The organism is Streptomyces melanogenes (assembly GCF_014649795.1).
Taxonomy (GTDB): domain Bacteria; phylum Actinomycetota; class Actinomycetes; order Streptomycetales; family Streptomycetaceae; genus Streptomyces; species Streptomyces noboritoensis.
On the sequence record NZ_BMTS01000023.1, the window covers coordinates 2,711 to 24,949 of the forward strand.

Here is a 22,239-nt window from a genome sequence, read left to right on the forward strand (position 1 = left end):
TCAACTGCCCGATCGAGTGTATATTTTGCGGCGCCGCAACTTGCCGCAAGCAGAACTTACGGTCGTTCGGCCACTGTGAAGTGCCCGGCACTCGGGGGACGGGTCACCACATCTATGCTTCGCGAGCACAAGGGAACCATTCGTCGTGCCCGCCTGTCCGATCTCACCCGGCTCATGGAGCTGGAAGAGATGTGTTGGGCCGAGGAATTGCGGGTCTCCGCACGGGTCGTCCGTCGGCGTCTGACGGTCAACCCGCAGAGCCAATTCGTCATCGAGGACGAGGGTGCTGTCTGGGGCGTCATCTATTCCCAGCGCATCGCCGATCCCCACGCCCTTCGCACCGTACGGTTCGACACGGCCGACCGGCTGCACCGGGCCGACGGGGCCGTCGCTCATGTGCTGTCCCTCAACATCGATCCGCGGAAGCAGAGCTTCGGGTATGGTGATGCCCTGCTCGAACACCTGCTGGAGTGGAGCGGCGAGGTCGCAGGCGTGGCCACGGCCGTCGGCGTCACCCGCTGCAGGGACTTCAAGCGGCACCCAGGGATCGAGCTCGCGGACTACATCCAGGCAAAGAATTCGCAAGATCGTTGCCTGGATACCGTTTTGCGCATGCACCAGCTGCACGGCGCTGAGGTACGTTCCCTCGTGCCGGGCTATCGGCCGGGCGATCTGGTCAACGGCGGAAACGGCGTCCTCGTCGAATACGATCTGGCCACCCGGCGCGATCGCACGAAGCGACTGGAGCGGCTGGATCGGGATACGGTCGTTGAATCCCAGACGAATTCCCGGGCCGTGATACCCGGGGCCGCTGAATTGGCCGTCGAAATCCTGGCATTCCTGGAAGAGCTCCTCGGCGACACCTCCGACGCCAAAGACGCACAACTCTCCCTGGACAGCCCGCTGTTCGAGCTCGGCCTCGACTCGGCCAGTCTCCTGGACCTCCAGGACAAAATCGAGGGCCGCTACGGCATCTCGCTCGAACCCCTTTTCTTCTTCGAGTACAACACCGGCGCCAAAATCATTGCCTTCCTCGACGGCGTGCGCGGCGAGGAGCCGGATCCGGTGGAATCCGCCGATGTGCGCGAGCCGGTGCCGACGGCTCGCGAGGCCGCCGACGGCGACATCGCGATCATCGGCATGGCCTGCCGGCTGCCCGGCGGCGTCGACGACCACAGCGCGCTGTGGGAGCTCCTCGCGGACGGGCGCTCGGCCGTCGGCACCCTCCCGGACGGCCGCTGGCAGTGGCCCGACGGCATCGGCCCCGACACCCACCCCGGCATCGACCGGGGCGGCTTCGTCCAGGACGCGGCATGCTTCGAGCCCGGGCTCTTCCGTATCTCGCCCAACGAAGCCCGGCGCATGGACCCCCAGCAGCGCTGGATGCTGGAGCTCGGCTGGGCCTGTCTGGAGGACGCCGGATACTCGCCGAGCGCCGTTTCCGGCACCCCGACGGGCGTGTTCATCGGCGCCAGTGGCTCCGACTACCAGCGCGTCATGGACACCCGCAGGCTGCCGGTGCGCGCGCACAGCGGCCTGACCACATCCATGGCGATCATCGCCAACCGCGTGTCGTACTTCTTCGACCTTCGCGGCCCCAGCGTCCAGGTCGACACCGCCTGCTCCAGTTCGCTGGTCGCCGTGCACTCGGCGGTACGGGCGCTGCGCGCGGGCGACTGTGAGACCGCGCTGGTCGGCGGTGTCAACGTACTGTGCCACCCGGCCAGTAGCGTCGCCTACCACCAGGCGGGCATGCTCTCCCCGGACGGCCTGTGCAAGACGTTCGACGCGTCCGCCGACGGCTATGTGCGCTCCGAGGGCGGCGCCGTCGTCCTGCTGAAGCCGCTGGCGAAGGCGCTCGCGGACGGCGACCATGTGCACGCCGTCATCAAGGGCACCGCCACCAACCACGGTGGCCAGTCGGGCGGTCTGACCGTGCCCAGCGCCGCGATGCAGGCCGGGCTGATCACCGCCGCGCTGGCCGACGCGGGCGTGGAGCCGTCGGGCGTGAGCTATGTGGAGGCGCACGGCACCGGGACTGCGCTCGGCGACCCCATCGAAGTCCAGGGCCTGACGCGGGCGTTCGCCGGGAGCGCCACCCCGTGCGGCCTCGGCTCCGTGAAGACCAACCTCGGCCACCTCGAAGCGGCCGCGGGCATCACCGGCCTGCTCAAGATCGTCCTGTCGATGCGGCACGGCGCCCTGCCCGCCTCGCTCCACTACACCGAGCTCAACCCGCAGATCAGCCTGGAGGGTTCACCGTTCTCGGTGGTCGACCGGCTCACCGAATGGGAGCCCCGGGGCGGCCGGGCGCGGCTCGCCGGAGTCAGCAGCTTCGGCTCCGGCGGCAGCAACGCGCATGTGATCGTGGCCGAGTACGTCGAGGGAGGCGCCGAAAGGCCCGAGTCGCCCGCCGTTCCCTCCCTCGTCCTCCTGTCGGCCGAGAGCGAGCCGCAGCTCGTACGGCAGGCGGAGCTCCTGCTCGACCACGTCCGCCGGGAGCGGCCGGACGCGGCCGGGCTCGCCGATCTGGCGTACACCTCGCAGACCGGCCGCGCGGCCCTGACCGAGCGCCTCGCACTGGTGGTGGCGGACCCCGACGCTCTCGCGGCTCTGCTGGAACGTTTCCTCGCAGGTGACGGCGGAGTGGACATCCATCGGGGGAGCGCCAAGCGGCGCGCCGGAACCCTCGTGTCCGGGCGCGAGCGCGGCCCGCTGGCCGAGGCCTGGGTGCGCGGCGCGGACGTCGACTGGGAGCGGCTGTACGAGGACGGGCCGAGGCCCCGGCGCGTACCCCTGCCCACGCACGTCTTCGCCAAGAAGCGGTACTGGCTCCACGACGAGCCGGAAACCGGCACGGCCCCTGCGGCCGAGCCGCCGCTGCGCGCTCACCCGTTGCTCGGGGCCCCGGTGTCGGGCGACCCCTGCCGCTACCGTGCCACCCTCTCCGGCCGGGACTTCTACCTGCGGGATCACCGGGTGCGCGGCGAGAAGGTACTGCCCGCCGTCGCGTATCTGGAGATGGCCCGCGAGGCTCTGGTCCGCGCCACGGCGGCCGACCCGGACGCCCCGGTGCGGCTCGCCCATGTGGTGTGGCAGCGGCCGTTCGTCGCCGCCGACGAGCCCCGCACCGCCTACACCGCCCTGACCGACGACGGCGAGGGCAGCTTCACGTACGCGATCGGCACCGGAGGGCGCGACGGCATCGTGCACTCGCGCGGCACCGGTTCGCGCGGAGGCGCCCAGGAGCCCGGCGTGCTCGACCTGGCCTCGCTGAAGGCCCGGATGGGCACGGCCGAGCTGGGCCGCGAGGAGTGCTACGCCGCTCTGCGCGGCGCCGGGCTCGACTACGGCGACGCACACCGCTCGCTGCGCGAAGTCCGCCTGGGCGACGGCGAGATGCTGGCCGCGCTCGCCCTGCCGGACGCGCTGGGCGAGGACCGGCACGGCTTCGTACTCCACCCCAGCATCCTCGACGGCGCCCTCCAGGCCGTCTACGCCCCGCAGATCCACGACGCCCGCACGGGCACGGTCTGGAGCGCTGCGCTGCCGTTCGCGCTCGACGCGCTGGAGGTGCACGGCCCGACCCCGGTGACCGCGTACGCCTGGATCCGCGCGGCCTCCGGCGGCACCGCCGGGGTGCGGCGGTGGGACCTGGACCTGTGCGACGAGCACGGCAGGATCTTCACGACCCTGCGCGGCTACTCCACGCGCGAGAGCGCCGTCGGCCGGGCCGATGCCCCGGTGACCCTGTTCCGGCCCGTCTGGCACGACCGGCCCGCCCCCGCGAACGTCGAGTCCGCCGCTCCCACCGCCCAGACGGTGCTGGCCTGCGGATTCGGCGAGCGGCTCGCGGAGCTGCGCCGACTGGCGCCGCAGATCACATTCCTGGACCCGCCGGAGACGGCCGGGAGCGGGGGCGCCCCGGAGGCCGTCACCGCTCACGCGGTCGAGCTGCTGCACGCCGTCAAGGGCATCCTCCTCGGCAGGCCGACCGCTCCCGTACTGGTGCAGGCGCTGGTGCCCGCCGACGGCGGACCGTACGCGTACGAAGCCCTGGCCGGTCTGCTGAAGAGCGCGCACCTGGAGAACCCGCTGCTCCTCGGGCAGGTCGTCGCCGTTCCCGCCGACGCCCCGGCCGCGGATCTCGCCGAGGCGCTCGCCGAGGGGGCGCGCACCCCCTGGGACCAGCAGGTCCGCAGCGAAGGCGGGCGCCGCCAGGTGCTCGGCTGGGAGCCGGTGGGCGAACTCCCGGACGCCGGGCCGGTGGTGTGGCGCGAGGGCGGTGTCTACCTCGTCACCGGGGGCGCGGGCGGCCTCGGTCTGATCCTCGCCGAGGAGATCGCCCGCCGGGCGAGCGGCGCGGTGCTGTGCCTCACCGGTCGTGCCGAGCCGGACGCGGAGCGGCGGGCCGGGCTCGACGCGCTGCGGCGGACCGGCGCGAGCGTCGAGTACCACGTCCTCGACGCGGCGGACGCGGACGGCACCGCCGCACTCGTCGCCGACCTCGTGCGCCGCCACGGGGCCGTGCACGGAGTGGTGCACGGCGCGGGCGTGCTGCACGACAACTTCCTGCTGAAGAAGTCCGCGGCGGAGTTGACCCGAGTGCTGCGCCCCAAGCTCGCCGGAGCGGTCGCCCTCGACGAGGCGACCAAGGACGAGGGCCTCGACTTCTTCGTCCTCTTCTCCTCCATCATGGGTGCGACCGGCAACGTCGGCCAGGCCGACTACGCCGTGGCCAACGCCTTCCTCGACCGCTTCGCCCGCCACCGCGACGCCCTGGTGCGCGCGGGCGAGCGCGCCGGGCGCAGCGTCGCCATCGGCTGGCCGCTCTGGGAGAGCGGCGGAATGGGCGTCGACGCGGCCACGCGCGACGCGCTGCGGACGCGCGCCGGGATGGTCCCCATGGCGACCTCGGCGGGCATCGACGCCTTCCATCGTGCGCTCGCGGCCGGCGAGCCGCAGATCGTGGTGGGCGCGGGCGAACGGGCCCGGCTGCAGGCGTACTTGGAGACCGGTTCCGCCGCCCCGCAGCCCGTGGGCGTCGTCGCCGAGGCCACCGTCGTCGAGTCGCACGCTGTCGACGACCGTACGCTCACCGGGCGGGCCGTCCGCTTCCTGAAGGAGGCGCTGGGCAAGCTCACCGGGCTGGCCGTGGGGGAGATCGAGGCGGACGAACTCCTCGGTGCGTACGGGATGGACTCCATCCTGGCGACCGAGCTGACGTCGGGTCTTGAGGCCACGTTCGGCCCGCTCTCCAAGACGCTCCTGTTCGAGTACCACACGCTCGCCGAGCTGAGCGGATACTTCGTCGCGCGGCACCGTGCGGTGCTGGAGGCGCTGTTCGCCGAGGTGGCGCAGGCAGCCGGGACCGCCGAGGCGGCCGACGCCGTCGGGCCGGCCGGCGCCGCGGTCGCCGACGCGCCGCCCGCGCCCCGCGTCGAGGTGGCCGAGCCCGCCGCGCCCCGCTCCTCCGCGCTCGACATCGCCGTCATCGGCCTCTCCGGCCGCTACCCCGAGGCGCGTGACCTCGCCGAGTACTGGGCCAATCTGCGCGACGGGCGTGACTGCGTGGTGGAGGTGCCGCAGGACCGCTGGGACTGGCGCGAGCACTACAGCGAGGACCGGACCGCACCCGGCCGCCACTACAGCAAGTGGGGCGGCTTCATCGCCGAGGTCGACCGCTTCGACCCGCTCTTCTTCAACATTTCCCCGCACGAGGCCGACTACCTCGACCCGCAGGAACGGCTGTTCCTCGAGCACGCCTGGACGGCGCTCGAAGACGCGGGCCACACCCGCGAGCAGCTGCGCCGTCTCGGCGGCCGGGTCGGTGTGTACGCGGGCGTGATGTGGGGCCAGTACCAGCTGCTCTTCCCGGGTGGCGGCGCCCCGCGCGGCAACCCCAACGCGCTGGGCAGCAGCTACGCGAGCGTCGCCAACCGCGTCTCGTTCGTGATGAACCTGCACGGCCCGAGCATGACCGTGGACACCATGTGCTCCAGCTCGCTGACCGCGATCGAGCTGGCCTGCCGGGACCTGCGCCAGGGCCGGACCAAGCTGGCGTTCGCGGGCGGCGTCAACGTCACCGTCCACCCCAACAAGTACCTGAGCCTGAGCGCGGGCCAGTTCATCTCCAGCAAGGGCCACTGCGAGAGCTTCGGCATCGGCGGCGACGGCTACATCCCCGGCGAAGGCGTCGGAGTGGTGCTGCTGAAGCCGCTGCGCGACGCCGAGCGCGACGGCGACCACATCTACGGCGTCATCAAGGGCAGCGGTGTCTCGCACGGCGGCCGCACCAACGGCTACACCGTGCCCAACCCCCGGGCGCAGGAAGCCGCGATCAGCGAGGCGCTCGACGAGGCCGGCGTCGACGCCCGCGCCATCAGCTACGTCGAGGCCCACGGCACCGGCACCAAGCTCGGCGACCCCATCGAGATCACCGGTCTCAGCCAGGCGTTCGGCGCGGCGACCGGATCCGCCGACACCCAGTACTGCCACCTCGGCTCCGCCAAGTCGAACATCGGCCACTGCGAGAGCGCCGCCGGGATCGCCGGGCTCACCAAGGTGCTGCTGCAACTGCGGCACGGCCAGATCGCGCCCTCCCTGCACTCGCGCACCCTCAACCCCAACATCGACTTCAGCAGTACGCCGTTCGTCGTCAACCAGGAACTGCGCGCGTGGGAGCGCCCGGTCGTCGACGGCGAGGTCCGTCCCCGGCTCGCCGGGATCTCCTCGTTCGGCGCGGGCGGCTCCAACGCGCATCTGCTGGTGGAGGAGTACGTGGATAGCCGCCCGGGCACCGGCGTTTCCGGGCAGCCGCTGCTGTTCCCGCTGTCGGCCAAGGACGAGGAGCGGCTGCGCGCCTACGCGGCGCGGCTGCTGCGCTTCGTACGGGAGTCGGCGGACGGCCCCGACGCGGTGGCGCCCGCCGATCTGGCGTACACGCTGCAGACCGGCCGCGAGGCGATGGACGCCCGGCTCGCCGTCGTCGCCGACTCGTTCGCCTCGCTCGCCGACCGCCTGGAGCGGTACCTGTCGGCCGAGGGCGAGGTCGTGGGCCTGGTGAACGGCAGCGTGAAGGCGGGGCGCGAAGCCCTGTCGCTGATCCCGGCCGAGGAGCTCGCACGGACCACCGACCGGCTCGCCGAGCGCGGAGATCTCGCACGGCTCGCGGAACTCTGGGTACGGGGTGCTTCGTTGGACTGGCAGAAGCTGTACGTCGGCGCGGACGCGCCGCGCAGGGTGAGCGCGCCGACGTACCCGTTCGCCCGGGACCGCCACTGGGTGCCGGAGCCGGCCGCGAGCACGGCCGACGCCGGGGGCCGCGACCTGACCGCCACCCCGCGCGCCGACGTGCGCTTCCTGGCCAAGCGGTGGCTCCCGGCCCCGCTCGACGGGGTCCCCCCGCGCCGGGTGAGCGCCCTGGTCCTGCACGACGCCGCGACCGCGCCGCTCGCCTCGGCGCTGGCCGGGCTGTGCGACGAGGCGACCCTGGTGGAGCCGGGCCCCGGCGCCGAGCAGCGGCTCGCCGGGCGGATCGAGCGCGCCAACGCCTTCGTCGATCTCACCGGCCTCACCGAGCGGGAGCCGTCCGGCGAGTGCCTGGCGCTGCTCCAGAACGTCCTCACGGCGAAGTCCTCGCGGGACATCGATCTGCTGTACGTGACCCAGGGCCTCGAATCGTTCGGGCGCACCCGGACCCGGGAGGACCTGGCGGGTGCGGCGCGGGTCGGGCTGTACCGGATGCTCCAGAGCGAATACGGCGGCCTCACCTCCCGCCACCTCGACCTCGACCCGGCGACCCGGGGAGCCGCCGAGCTCGCCGCCGTCGTCCGGCGCGAACTCGACGGACCCGGCGCCGAGTCGGAGATCTGCCACCACGACGGCGTCCGGCACGCCCCCGCCCTCGACGATCTCGCCCCGCGCGAGACCAGCGGACGGGCGGACCTCGCCGAGGACGAGGTGCTGCTGGTGACAGGCGGCACCCGGGGCCTCGGCCTGCTCTGCGCCCGCCATCTCGTGGAGCGGCGCGGAGTGCGCCGACTGGTGCTGACCGGTAAGGAGCCGCTGCCCCCGCGCCACCTGTGGAGCGACCCCGAGGCCTGCGCCCCGGCGGTCCGCGCGAAGATCCGCGCCGTGCTCGACCTGGAGGCCAGGGGCGTGGAGGTGCGCGTCCTGGCGCTGCCGCTCGACCGCGCCGACGAGGTCGCGGCCGGCATCGAGGCGATCGAGACGACGATGGGCCGGATCGCCGGTGTCATCCACGCCGCCGGTCTTGTCGACACGGAGAACCCGGCGTTCGTGCGCAAGTCCGCCGAGGGCATCGCGCGCGTGGTCTCGCCGAAGATCGAGGGCACCCGCAACCTGCTGGCGGCACTGGACGCCACGGCGCTCCGGTTCGTGGTGCTCTTCTCCTCCGTCTCCGCCGCCGTCCCCGCGCTCGGCGCGGGCCAGAGCGACTACGCCATGGGCAACGCGTTCCTGGACTACTTCGCCCAGGCGCACGCCCATGCCCTGCCGATCACCAGCGTCCAGTGGCCCAGTTGGCGCGAGACCGGCTTCGGCGAGGTCAAGAACCAGGCGTACACCGACACCGGGCTGCTCAGCATCACCGACCGTCAGGGGCTGGACCTCCTCGACCAGGTCGTCACCTCGCGCTACGCACCGGTGGTCATGCCGGTGCACGTGGAGCCCGCAGGCTTCGACGTGGCGGCGCTGCCGCGGCCGAAGCGGCGCACGGCGGCGCGGACGGCCCCGGCGGCCGACGCCGTGGCGCCCGCCGCGCCTGTGTCCGTACCCGTGTCCGCCGACGGTGGCGACGCCGGTCCGCGTCTGATGGCGTTCCTGAGCGAGACCTTCGAGGCCGAGCTCAAGCTGAAGCCCGGTGTGCTGGACGAGCGCACCTCGTACGCGGACTATGGCGCGGACTCCATCCTGCTCGCCCAGATCCTCCAGCGGATCAAGCAGCGCCTCGGCGTGCCGCTCGAACCGTCCGTGCTCCTGGAGCACCCCACCCTTCACGAGCTGACGGGGTGGCTGCTCGGCGCGCACGGAGCCGAGGTCGCGGCCGAGTTCGCCCCCGCGCCCGCGCCGCTCCCGCAGGAGCCGCCCGCGCCGCTCCCGGCGGCCCCCGCCCCCGCAGTGGCCGAGGCCGTGGTCACGGCACCGGCCGTGCCCGCCGCTCCCACCGCCGGCCCGGTCGCCGTCATCGGCATGGCCTGCCGACTGCCCGGCGCGCCCGACCTCGACGCGTACTGGGACCTGCTCTCGCAGGGCCGCTCCGCCATCCGTACGGTCCCCGAGGACCGCTGGGGACGGGCGACCGACTTCACCGCCGGACTCGTCGACGACATCCACGGCTTCGACGCCGGGTACTTCATGCTCCACGCCGAAGACGTCCGGGCGATGGACCCGCAGGCGCTGGTGCTCCTGGAGGAGAGCCTCAAGGCGGTCCACCACGCGGGCTACCGCTTCGGCGAGCTCGACGGCAGCAACACCGGCGTGTACGTCGGCGCACGTGGCCGGGGCCGGGCCGACAACGGCCTGGTGGCCGGGGCGCGCAACCCGATCATGACGGTCGGGCAGAACTACCTGGCCGCGAACATCTCCCAGTTCTTCAACTGGCGCGGCCCGGCCATGGTCCTGGACACGGCCTGCTCCTCCTCGCTGGTGGCGATGAAGCTCGCCACCGACGCGCTGGCGGCCGGGTCGGTGGACCTCGCGGTGGTGGCGGGCGTCAGCCTGCTCACGGACCCCGAGGACCACGAACTCTTCCGCCGACGGGGCCTGTTGCAGGAGCGGGGCGAGTTCCACGTCTTCGACCGCCGCGCCGCCGGAGTGGTCCTCGGCGAGGGCTGCGGTGTCGTCGTACTGAAGCCGCTGGAGCAGGCGGAGCGGGACGGCGACACGGTGTACGCCGTGGTCGACGGCATCGCCATCAACAACGACGGCCGTACGGCCGGGCCCGCCACCCCCAACCTCCAGGCCCAGAAGCAGGTCATGCGCGACGCGCTGCGCCAGGCGGGCCGCGCGCCGCTGGACGTGCGCTACCTGGAGGTCAACGGCTCGGGCTCGCAGCTGACCGACCTCCTCGAACTGAAGGCCGTCCAGGCGGTCTACCGCGACGGCGAGCCGACCGCCGCGCCGCTGCACCTGGGCTCCATGAAGCCCAACATCGGGCATCCGCTGTGCGCGGAGGGCATCGCCGCCTTCATCAAGGTCGCGCTGATGGTCCACCACCAACGGATGGTGCCGTTCCGCTCGGGCCAGGAGCCCATGGAGCACTTCTCCCTCGACGCGGCCGGCCTCGCCTTCCCCCGGCAGGCGGCGGAGGCGGCCCTGCCGTACGCGGCGCTGAGCAGCTTCGCCGACGGCGGCACCAACGGACACGTGATCCTCAAACACCGCCCCGCGCCCGCGGGTCCGGCCACCCGCGGTCCGGTCGCGCTGCCGGAGCTGACCCGGACCGATGTGCGCACGGGCACGCGGGTCACGCGGGCCGGATCCGCCGGGACGCAGGTGTGGACCCGGCGCGTGACGGCCGGGGACCCGGTCATGGACCACCACCGCGTCTACGGCCGCCGACTGCTGCCCGGCCTGGCCTGGATCGACCTGCTGTACCGGTGCTTCGCCGAGTCGGGCTTCGCCCACGACACGCTGGAGCTGCGCGACCTGTCGATCCACCGCCCGCTGGGCGTGGACGCCGACAGCTCCCTCGACCTCCGTGTCGAGGCCGTCGAGCACGCCCCGGACGGCTGGCGCATCGAGGTCACCGGAGCCGACGCGGAGCGGTACGTCACCGCCGAGATGCACCGCCTCACCAGCCCGGTCTCCTTCAGCGAGCACCTTTCCGCCGACGCCGAGCCCGGGGCGCGAGTGACCGGCCTCGACGAGGTGTACGGCGCCTACCGGGCCCGGGAAGTGGCCCACTCCGGGCCCATGAAGGCCGACGGCACGGTGTCCGTCGGCGCCGAGGACATCTGGGTGCGGCTCGGCGTGGCCGGGGGTGCGGGCGGGGAGCTCTTCCACCCCACCCTCATCGACGGCAGCGCCGTCGGCGCGAGCGGCGCCCTGGCGTACGCGGAGAGCGGCGATGCCAAGCTGTTCCTGCCGCTGCACTACGGCTCGTTCCGCGCGTCCGCCGCCTTCGGCGACGCCTGCCGCACCCGCGTGCGGCGGTCCTCGGTCCGCCGGAGCGAGGAACTGCTCGGTTTCACCATGGAGTTCTTCGACGCGGAGGGCCGCAAGACCGGCGAACTGACGGACTTCAGCAGCAAGCTGGTGCGGCACGCGGGCCTGATCGACCCGGCCCGCCGCACGCAGGCGTCGGTCGCGCCCGTGGCACCGCTCGCGGCTGCCGTGACGCCGTCGGCCTCCGCCGACGCCGTCGGCTCGGTGGTCGCGTCCGTCATCGCCGAGCAGCTGGGCGTACCCGCCGGTGAGGTCTCCAGGACCCTCAGCTACTACGAGATGGGCCTGGACTCGGCCAAGCTGCTCCAGGTCGCCGGCCGCCTGGAGCAGGCGCTGGACACGCGCTTGTCGCCGACGCTGCTCTTCGAGCACGCGACGGTCGGGGCGCTGGCGGACCACCTGAGCGCGTCCGGAACGGCCGTCGCCGAGCGACCCGTACAGGTTCCGGTTCCGCGCGAGCGCCGGAGCACCCGGCAGCCGCAGGCTGGACGGTCCCAGCTGCTCGACAGCCAGGACATCGCGGTCGTCGGCATCGCCGGGCGCTACCCGAAGGCCGCCGACGTCGCCGAGTTCTGGGAGAACCTGAAGGCGGGCCGGGACTGCGTCGGCGAGGTGCCCGCCGGCCGGTGGGCGCGGGACGCCCATCCGGGCCTGTCCCGCTGGGGCGGGTTCGTCGACGACGTCGACTCCTTCGACGCGGCCTTCTTCGGCATCCCGGCGGACGAGGCCGCCCAACTCGACCCGCAGGAACGGCTGTTCCTCGAAGTGTGCTGGGAGACCGTGGAGGACGCCGGGTACACCCCGGACGCCCTGACCGCCGCCGGGGACGGGGAGCGGCGGCGTGCGGTGGGCGTGTACGTCGGTGTCATGCACCGGGACTACGCCCTGCTCCAGGAGGAGGCCGTACGGCAGGGGCAGCGCGTCGCGCAGGCCCTGAACGCGGCCACCATCGCCCACCGCGTCTCGCACTTCTGCGACTTCCAGGGCCCGTCCCTGGCCGTCGACACGGTCTGCGCGTCCTCGCTCAGCGCCGTGCACCTGGCGGTGGAGGCGCTGCGCCGGGGCGAGTGCGACGCCGCGCTCGCAGGCGGGGTCAACCTCTCCCTGCATCCCGGCAAGTACCGCACGTACGGCCTGCTCGGTCTGCTCGCCCAGGAGGCGCCCGCGCGGTCGTTCGGGGCCGGGGCAGACGGCTATGTGTCGGCCGAGGGCGTGGGCGCGGTGCTGCTCAAGCCGCTGAGCCGGGCCGTCGAGGACAGCGACGCGGTGTACGCGGTCATCAAGGGCAGCGCGGTCAACCACTCCGGCCGCACCCCCGGCTTCCGGGTGCCGTCGGCCGCCGCGCAGCAGGCCGTCGTCGCCGACTGCCTGGACCGGGCCGGGGTCGACCCCGCCTCGCTCGGATACGTGGAGGCGCACGGCACCGGCACCGAGATCGGTGACCTGATGGAGGTGGAGGCCCTGGAGCGGGCCTTCCGGGCGCACACCGACCGTACGGGCTTCTGTGCGCTCGGCTCGGTCAAGTCGGCGATCGGGCACGCCGAGTCGGCGGCCGGGATCAGCGCGCTGACGAAGGCCGTGCTCCAGCTCCACCACCGCACACTCACCCCGCTGGTACCGGCGGAGCGCGCCAACCCGTACCTGGACCTGGCCGACTCGCCGTTCCGGCTCCAGACGGAGCTGGCGGCGTGGGAGAGCGAGGACGGCGCGCCGCGCCGGGCCGGGGTCAGCGCGTTCGGCGCGACCGGTGCCAACGCGCACGTCGTCCTGGAGGAGGCGCCCGCGCCACAGGCGGCGCGGCCGTCGGACGTCCCCGGCGGGGTGCTGGTCCCGCTGTCCGCGAAGGACGAGGACCGGCTGCGCGCGTACGCGCACAAGCTGCTGCGCTTCCTGGACGCGCACGACGACCTCGACCTGTCCGCCCTCGCCCACACCCTCCAGACCGGCCGGGTCGCCCTGGAGGAGCGGCTGGTGCTGCGCGCCCACAGCCTCGACGAGGTCAAGGACGGCCTCGGCCGCTTCCTCACCGGTGACGGCGCCGCCGCCACGGACCTCTGGCGGGGCCGCGTCGAGGCACGCCCGTCCGGCGCACGGCTGCTGGACGAGGACGAGGTGCGCGAGCAACTGGTCGGCCGATGGGCCGCGCAGGGCAACTGGCGCAAGATCGCCGAGCTGTGGCTGGAGGGGTACGCGGTCGACTGGAGCGCGCTGCACGAGGTCCCGCCGCGCCGCCTCCACCTGCCCACGTACCCGTTCGCCAAGGACCGGCACTGGGTGTCGGCGGCAGCGGACGCCCGGCCCGCGCCGGCACCGGAGCCCGCGGCCCCGGTACGGCCGACGCCGATGGCGCGGCTTCGGCCCGCCGCCGCGCACTGGCGCTTCCTCGCCGACGGCGAGCCCGTGCCGCACCGCGCCGTGACCACCGAGGTCGCCGAAGAGCGGGCGCTCGGGTTCCTGTGCGGGCTGCTCGCCGACCAGTTGGGCCACGACGCCCGGCAGGTCGCACCGCACGCCGGGTTCCTGGAGCTGGGCCTGAGCTCGCTGGGAATCGTCCGGCTGACCCGCGAGCTGGCCGCGACCGTCGCGCCGGGCTTCGTGCCCAGCGCGCTGTTCGAGTACGCCACGGTCGGCGAGCTGGCCGCGCACCTGGCGGCCTCCCACCCCGAAGGGGTCGCCCGGCTGGTTCCCGTGGGGCGTACGCGCCCCGCCCCCGAAACCGCCCCGCAGTCCGAGGTCCTGGAGGTGCTGGAGCGCCTGGGTGACGGCGACCTGGACCTCGACGACGCCATCGCGCTCCTCGACGGAGAGAGAACTCAGAAGTGAAGCACGAGCTCAGCGCCCTCATCGCCGACTACAGGGCGGGCAAGGTCACCGACAGCGAGGTCGGTGACCTGCTGCGGCGGCTCAGGGCGGGCGCGCGGACGTACGAGCTCTCCGAGGGCCAGCGCGGTCTCTGGGCGCTCCAGAAGGCGTATCCGGAGATGGCCGCCTACAACGTTCCCCTCTGCTTCCGGGTCTCCGGGCTCGACGAGGCGGTGTTCGAGCGGGCCTGCCGCGCGGTCGTCCGGCGGCATCCGGTGCTGAGCACGGTCCTGGGCCGCGAGGGCGACCGGCCCGTGCAGTCGGTCGACCCGGGCCGTGAGCTCGACTACGCGCGCGTGGATCTGCGCGCGTCGGCGGAGGCCGGGGCGCTGACGGCCGTGGAGGCCGAGCACAAGCGGCCGTTCGCCATGGAGGGGGAGCCGCTGCTGCGGATCCGGGTCTTCGCCCGCCCGGCGGACACCTCGATCGTGCTCGTCAGCGTCCACCACCTCGTCTTCGACGGAAGCTCGGCCCGGCTCCTCGCGCGGGTGCTGTTCGACACGTACGAGACGCTGCTGGCCGGGGGCGAGCCGGACGCGGCCCGATCGGGCGCCGACTTCGAGGCGTTCGTGCGCGAGGAGCGCGCGACGCTGCCGGGCCGGCGCGCGGAGCTGCTCGGCTACTGGCGACAGAAGCTGGCGGGCCCGCCCGCAGCGCTGAGCCTGCCCACCGACCGGCCGTACGCCGAGGTCGTGGACCGCTTCGCGGGGGAGACCCGCTTCAGCGAGCTGTCCGGTGAACTCGCCCGCGCCGTCCGGGAGACGGCCGCCGACCGGCGCGCCTTCGCCTCCACGGTCATGCTCGCCGCGTACGCCGTCACGCTCGCGGGTTACTCCGAGGAGCGCGAGGTCGTCGTCGGGATGCCGGTGAACGAGCGGGGCGGCGACGGGTTCGCCGATGCCATGGGGCTCATGATCAACATGATGCCCGTCCGGGTGGATCTCGCCGGGGGCGGAACCTTCGGGCAGCTGGTGGCCCAGGTGCAGCGCGAGGTCGCCGACGGGATGCTGCACAGCTACCCGTTCGCCGCGCTCGCCCGCGAGCTGGCCCAGGCCGCGCCGTCCGGCCGCTCGCCGGTCTTCCAGACCGCGTTCGTCTTCCAGGACGTGCTCGACGGCATCGCGGACCCGGACCGCCCCTACGAGCTGGTCGAGGAGCTGCACCAGGAGGGCGAGTACGAGCTGTCCGTCGAGGTGTGGGGCAAGGGCGACGGGTACGCGCTGCACTGGAAGTACCACCCGGAGCTGTTCGGCGCCGACTTCGTGGCGGGCCTGGGCGAGCGCTACCGGCGCGTCCTCGAAGCCGTCACCTCCGACCCGGAGGTCGGCCTGGACGAGCTGCGCGCGCTCTTCGCGGCCGACGCCGGTCCCGTGGCGGCCGACGGCCCCTGTGTGCACGACCTGGTCGACGCGGCCGCGGCCCGGACCCCGTACGCGGTCGCGGTGACCGGTGCGGACGAGATCCTCACGTACGACGAACTGCGCCGCCGCAGCGACGCGCTGGCGGCCCATCTGGTGGCGCGGGGCGTGCGTCCCAACGACCTGGTGACGGTCTTCCTCGACCGTTCGGCCGCGATGGTCGTGGCGCTGCTCGGCATCCTCAAGGCGGGCGCCGCCTACGTTCCGCTGGACCCGGAGCTGCCCGCCGCGCGGCTGTCCGACATCGTGGGGGACAGCGGCACCTCCCTGGTCGTCACCCAGACCCGGCTCAAGGCGCGGGCCCAGGCTCTGCTCGACGCGCGGCCGGCCGAGGCGCGGGCGGCCGCGCCGGGCGGCCTCGTGGTCCTCGACGAGCAGCGGGACGACCTCGCGGCCGCAGCGGCCCGGGGCGAGCGGCCCGGGGTGAGGGTGACCGAGGCGGACCTCGCGTACGTCATCTACACCTCCGGCAGCACCGGCAAGCCCAAGGGCGTGATGATCCCGCACCGAGGCTTCACCAACCTGCTGCGCTCGATGGCCGCCGAACCCGGACTCGGCCGCACCGACACGCTGTTCGCGGTCACCACCGTCAGCTTCGACATGGCGCAGGTCGAGCTGTTCCTGCCGCTGGTCACGGGCGGGCGCTGCTATGTGTGCGACAGCGCGACGATCAAGGACGTCGACCGGCTGAAGGAGCGCATCGGCAAGGTGCGCCCCACGGTCATGCAGGCCACCCCGGCGACCTGGAGCATGCTGTTCCACTCGGGCTGGCGCAACACCGAGGGCGTGCGGGTCTTCACCGGCGGCGAGGCCCTGTCCCGTACGCTGAAGGACCACTTCCTGAGCACCGGCACCGAGGCCTGGAACCTGTACGGGCCGACCGAGACCACCGTCTACTCGACCGGCACCCTGGTCCGCCCCGACGCGCCCATCACCATCGGCAGGCCGATCGCCAACACCGAAGTCCTCATCCTGGACGAGGGGTTGCGGCCGGTGGCCGAGGGCGAGCCGGGCGAGCTGTGCATCGCCGGGACCGGGCTCGCCGAGGGGTACGTCAACCGCCCCGAGCTCACGGCCGAGAAGTTCGTGCCCCACCCGCTGGTGGCGGGCGCGCGGCTCTACCGCACCGGCGACCTGGCGCGCTGGAACGAGGACGGTGAGATCGACTACCTCGGGCGGCTCGACTTCCAGGTCAAGATCCGGGGCAACCGGGTCGAACTGGGCGACATCGAATACCACTTGGCCGCTCACCCGGCCGTCGCCGAGTGCGTCGTGGTGGCGCGCGGCGAGGACGCGGCCAAGCAGCTCGTCGCCTACTACCGGCCGGGCCCGGGGCGCACGGCGGACGCGGCCGGCTTCAAGGAGCACCTGCGCGAGAGGCTGCCGTCGTACATGGTCCCGGACTTCTACGTGCCGATCGACGACGTTCCGCTGACCGGCAGCGGCAAGGTGGACCGCAACGCGCTGATGCGGCGCGAGATCTCCCTCGCGCCCGCCACGGCCGCGCCCACGCCTGCCGCCCCCGAGGGGGTGCCGCTCGCCGACATCGAGGAGCGGGTCCTGGCCTGCTGGCAAGACGTCCTCCAGGTCCGCGACATCGGCCCCACCGCCTCCTTCTTCGAAGTGGGCGGCAACTCGCTGGCGGCCGTGGTGCTCGCCGAGCGCATCGCCGACCGCCTCGGCGTGCCGTTCGCGGCGGCCGACCTGTTCAAGTACGCCAGCGCGCGCAGCATCGCCGCGTATGTGCGCGAGCACACTTCGCTCGCCGCGGTCCCGGCTGCGCGGGCCGAGCAGGAGACCGTCGCGGTCGCCCCGGACGCCGCCGCGGACCTGCCCGAGGACGCCGTGGCGATCGTCGGCATCGCCTGCCGCTTCGGGGACGCCGACGACCACTGGAAGTTCTGGGAGGACCTGCGGCGCGGCGACGGCACCACCCGGTTCTGGACCGAGGAGGAGCTGCGCGGGGCCGGGGTGCCCGAGCGGGTGCTGCGCGAGCCCGGCTATGTGCCGCTGCGCTCCGCCCTCGCGGACAAGGACGTCTTCGACGGCGAGTTCTTCCGGCTCTCCCCGAACCACGTCGCCCTGATGGACCCGCAGTTCCGCCAGCTGCTCCTGCATGCCTGGAAGGCCGTCGAGGACGCGGGCTACGACCACCGCGACATCCCGGACACCGGCGTCTACGTCACCAGCGGCAACCACTTCTACGGAGCGCCCGCCCCGGACGCGGCGCCCGTGATCGAGGATCCGCAGGAGTACCTGTCGTGGGTGATGGCCCAGAGCGGCACGGTCGCCTCGATGATCTCGTACCAGCTCGGCTTCGGCGGCCCCAGCCTCGCCGTCCACTCCAACTGCTCGTCCTCGCTGAGCGCCCTCTCGCTCGCGGCCCGCGCGGTGCAGAGCGGCGAGAGCGACTTCGCCCTGGTCGCGGCGGCCTCGGCGGCCAGTACGGACGGACGCGGCTACGTCCACAAGCCCGGACTCAACTTCTCCGGCGACGGCCGCGTCAAGGCGTTCGACGCCACCGCCGACGGCATGGTCGGCGGCGAGGGCGTCGCCGCGCTGCTGATCCGCCGGGCCAAGGACGCCGTCGCGGACGGCGACCACATCTACGGCCTGCTGCGCGGTGTGGCGACCAACAGCGACGGCGCCCAGGCCACCGGTTTCTACAGCCCCAGCGTCGACGGCCAGAGCCGGGTGATCCGCCGGGCCCTGGAGCGCACCGGCGTCGACGCGCGCTCCATCGGATACGTGGAGGCGCACGGCACCGGCACCAAGCTCGGCGACCCCGTGGAGCTGGCCGCGCTGACCGAGGCGTACCGCGAGGCCACCGACGAGACCGGCTACTGCGGCATCGGCTCGGTGAAGTCCAACCTCGGCCACCTGGACTCGGCGGCCGGGCTCGCCGGGACCGTCAAGGTGCTGCTCGGCCTCTACCACGGCGAGCTTCCCCCGACCCTCAACTACACCACCCCCAACCCCCAGCTGAAGCTGGGGACGTCGCCGTTCCACGTGGTCGACCGGCTGCGGGAGTGGCCGCGGGGCGAGGGCCCGCGCCGGGCGGCGCAGAGCTCCATCGGCCTGGGCGGCAGCAACGCGCACGCGATCTTCGAGGAGTACGAGGCCGCCGCGCCCGCCACCGACGACCGCTCCCCGCAGCTGGTCCCGCTGTCGGCGCGCACCCCGGACAACCTGGCCGCCTACGCGCGCGAGCTGCGGGCGGCCCTGGAGAGCCCGAGGCCCACGCTGCGACTGCGCGATGTGGCGTACACGCTCCAGGTGGGCCGGGTGGCGATGGCCCACCGGGTGGCGTTCGTCGTCCGTGACCTGGGTGAACTCGCCGACGAGCTGGCGCTGTTCCTCGTCGGCCGGGACTCGGCCCGCCGCTTCACGGGCGAAGTTCCCCGTGGCGGCGCCGCCGACGGCCCCGGCGCGGCCAAGGTCGCCGGTTGGCTGGAGAGAGGCAAGCCGAAGAAGCTCGCCCAGGCGTGGGTGCGGGGCGCCGACGTCGAGTGGCGGCGGCTGGCCAGGACCGCGCCAGGCCGCCGGACCAGCCTGCCCGCCTACCCGTTCAGCCGGGTCGTCCACCCGTGGCCGGCCCGCGCCGTCGAGGTATCCGGGCCCGCGCCGGCGCACCCCCTGCTCCACGAGAACGTGTCCGGGCTCGGCGCGGTCCGCTACCGCTCCCGGTTCACCGGCGAGGAGTTCGTGCTCCGCGACCACGTGGTCGACGGGAAGCGGCTGCTCCCGGCCGTGGCGAGCCTGGAAATGGCGTACACGGCCGTGCGCCGTGCGCTGCCCGCCGCCGGATCGCGGGTCACGTTGAAGAACGTCAGCTGGGTACGGCCCGTGGCGGTCGGGGGCCGGGGCCGCACGGTCGAGTTCACCCTGACCGAGGACGCGGCGCCGGACTCGTCCCGCTTCGAGCTGACCGGTTCGGCCCAGGACGGCGGACAGGTCCACGTCCAGGGACGCGCGAGCGCCGCGCCCGCCGGAGAGCGGCCCGCGGTCGCGCTCGACCGGCTGCGCGCCGCCCTGCGGCTGCGGCCGCTGTCGGGCGACGAGTGCTACGCCTACATCGCCCGCGCCGGAGTCGCCTACGGCCCCGGCTTCCGGCTGGTGCGCACCCTGCACCGGGGCGCCCCCGACGGGCGGCGCGAGGTGCTGGCCGAGCTGCGGCTGCCGGGTGGCTCGCGCGCTTCCCTGGAGTCGTACGCGCTGCACCCGGGCTTCCTGGACGCGGCGATCCACGCCTCGCTCGGCCTCGACCCCCGGTTCGACACGGAGGCGGGCGCGGCGTCGCGGCCCCGGGCGGCGTCGGCCACACCGGTGCCGTTCGCGCTCGACCGGCTCGACGTCTTCGCGGAGTGCGAGGAGGAGATGTACGCCTGGGTGCGCCCGGCGCCCGGGGAGCGGGCCGAGGGCGCGGGCCAGGTGCTCGACATCGACCTCACCGACGCCGGAGGGCGGGTCTGCGCCGCGCTGCGGGGCCTCGCCTACCGGGTGCTCGACGGGAAGATGGACGGCGGCCGGGCCTCGGCCCTGCGCACCCTCCTGCCCGTGTGGGAGCCCAAGCCCGCCGAACTCCCCTCCGCCACCGGTGAGATGGCGGGACTGCCCGGTGACGTGTTCGTCTTCGACGCCGACCGGCGCCTGCGCGATGAGCTCGGGGCGCTGGCGCCCGGACACCGGCTGGTGGAGCTGCCCGAGGGGGCCTCGGTGGCGGAGATCGCCGAGCGGATCCGCAGCACTGGGCGGACGCCCACGCACCTCGTCTGGGTGGCGCCGTACGAAGGGTCCGACCCCGTCGCCGGCCAGGAGCGGGGCGCCGTCGAGGTGTACCGCCTGGTGCGGGCGCTGCTCTCGCTCGGCCTCGGCACCAAGTCGCTGACCTGGACCGCGCTCACCTTCGCCACCCAGCGCGCGCAGGCCGGCGACCTGGTCGCGGCGACCCACGCCGGTGTGCACGGCCTCCTTGGCAGCGCCGCCAAGGAGCACACCCGCTGGACGGTCCGCCTCCTCGACCTGCCCGCCGAGGCGCCCGGCGACGCGCTGCGCGCGGCCGGACTCGCCCTGCCCGCAGTCCCGGCCGGGACCACGCTCGCCCTGCGCGAGGGCCGCTGGCTCGCCCAGGAGCTGCGGCCCGTGGCCCCGCTCGCCCCCGCCACCGCGCCCTACCGGGACGGCGGCCGCTATGTCGTCGTGGGCGGGGCGGGCGGCATCGGCGAGCTGTGGAGCCGCCACATGGTCGAGCACCACCGGGCGGCGATCGTGTGGATAGGCCGACGTCCCCTGGAGGGCGCCGTCGCGGCCTCCCTCGCCGACCTGGCGGCGCGGGCGCGGGCCTTCGGCGCCGGGGAGCCCCTGTACATACAGGCGGACGCGAGCGACGAGGCGGCGCTGGCCGCCGCGTACCGGCGCATCAAGGAGCGCCACGACCGGATCGACGGCGTGGTCCACTCCGCGATCGTGCTGGCGGACAAGACGCTGGCCAACATGGACGAGGACCGGTTCCGCGCGGCGCTGACCGCCAAGGTCGACGTGGGCGTCCACCTCGCCCGCGCGTTCGCCGCCGAGCCGCTGGACTTCGTCCTCTTCTTCTCCTCGGTGGAGAGCTTCGTACGGGACGCGGGCCAGGCAAACTACGCGGCCGGGTGCACCTTCAAGGACGCGCTGGCCCTGGACCTGGCGGACCGGTGGCCCACCGCGCCGGGCACCGCCCGGCCCGTGGTGAAGTCCGTCAACTGGGGCTACTGGGGTGTCGCCGGCGTCGTCAGCGACGACTTCTACCGCGCCCGCATGGCGGCGGCGGGCATCGACTCCCTCGACCCCGAGGAAGCCCTGCGCACCCTCGCGCACTTCCTCGGCGGCGAGCACGGTCAGATCGCGCTGATGCGCACCTTCGACGAGGCGGCGCTGCGTGGGCTCGTGCCCGACGCGCGCCCGGGCGCGCCCGCCGCTGTGCCCGAGGACGGGCCGGACCGGCTGCCCTCCGTGCTCCACGCGGTCGTGGCCGCGCACCGCGCACCGGACGGCGAGGTCGAACGGCTCGGCCGGTTCCTGCCGCACCCGCGCCTGTGCGAGCTGGCCGAGCGGCTGCTCTTCACCACGCTGCGCGATCTCGGCCTGGACGGTCTGGAAGGGCGGATCCCCGCCAAGTACGGCCGCTGGCTGGCGGAGAGCGACCGCGTGCTGACCGCCGCCGGGCTCATCGAGGTGCGCGGCGGACGGCGCGCCCTGCCCGCCGCGCGAGACCTGGACCCCGCCGAGCTGTGGAGCCAGTGGTACGCGGAGCGCGCCGACTGGCAGCCGGGCGCCAACCAGCGCGCCCAGGTCGACCTCGTCGAGTCCTGTCTGCTGGCCCTGCGCGAGGTCCTCGCCGGGGAGCGCCCCGCCACCGAGATCCTCTTCCCGGGCTCCTCGATGTCCCGTGTGGAGGGCGTCTACCGGGGCGACCCGATCGCCGACTACTTCAACGACCGGCTGAGCGAGCTGGTCGTGGACGCGGTGCGCCGCTGGCGCCGGGCCCACCCGGGCCGCCGTCCGCGCATCCTGGAGGTCGGGGCCGGAACCGGCGCGACCAGCGCCAAGGTGCTGGCGGCGCTGGAGCCGCTGGGCGACGCGGTCGCGGAGTACTGCTACACCGACCTCTCCAAGGCGTTCCTGTTCCGCGCCGAGGAGCAACTGCTGCCGCGCCACCCGTATCTGACGACCCGTATCTTCAACGCGGAGAAGCCGCCCGGGGAGCAGGGCATCGAGCCCGGCGGGTTCG

Annotated in this window: 3 protein-coding genes (1 of these 3 running past the window's edge); 2 read left to right on the forward strand and 1 reads right to left on the reverse strand. The window is 73.8% G+C overall.

Annotation, left to right across the window (positions count from 1 at the left end):
* Complete coding sequence (locus tag IE252_RS34690) at nt 1–885, reverse strand: hypothetical protein (RefSeq protein WP_190093445.1); 885 nt, start codon at nt 883–885, stop codon at nt 1–3.
* Here IE252_RS34690 and IE252_RS34695 point away from each other — a divergent pair.
* Complete coding sequence (locus IE252_RS34695) at nt 817–14,013, forward strand: SDR family NAD(P)-dependent oxidoreductase (RefSeq protein ID WP_190093446.1); 13,197 nt, start codon at nt 817–819, stop codon at nt 14,011–14,013. The genes IE252_RS34690 and IE252_RS34695 overlap by 69 nt on opposite strands.
* Nucleotides 14,010–22,239: the start of a non-ribosomal peptide synthetase gene (locus tag IE252_RS34700; RefSeq protein WP_190093447.1), read on the forward strand. It continues 13,391 nt past the right edge of the window; only the first 8,230 of its 21,621 coding nucleotides appear in the window; its start codon is at nt 14,010–14,012; its stop codon lies beyond the right edge, outside the window. Before IE252_RS34695 ends, IE252_RS34700 begins: the two co-directional genes overlap by 4 nt.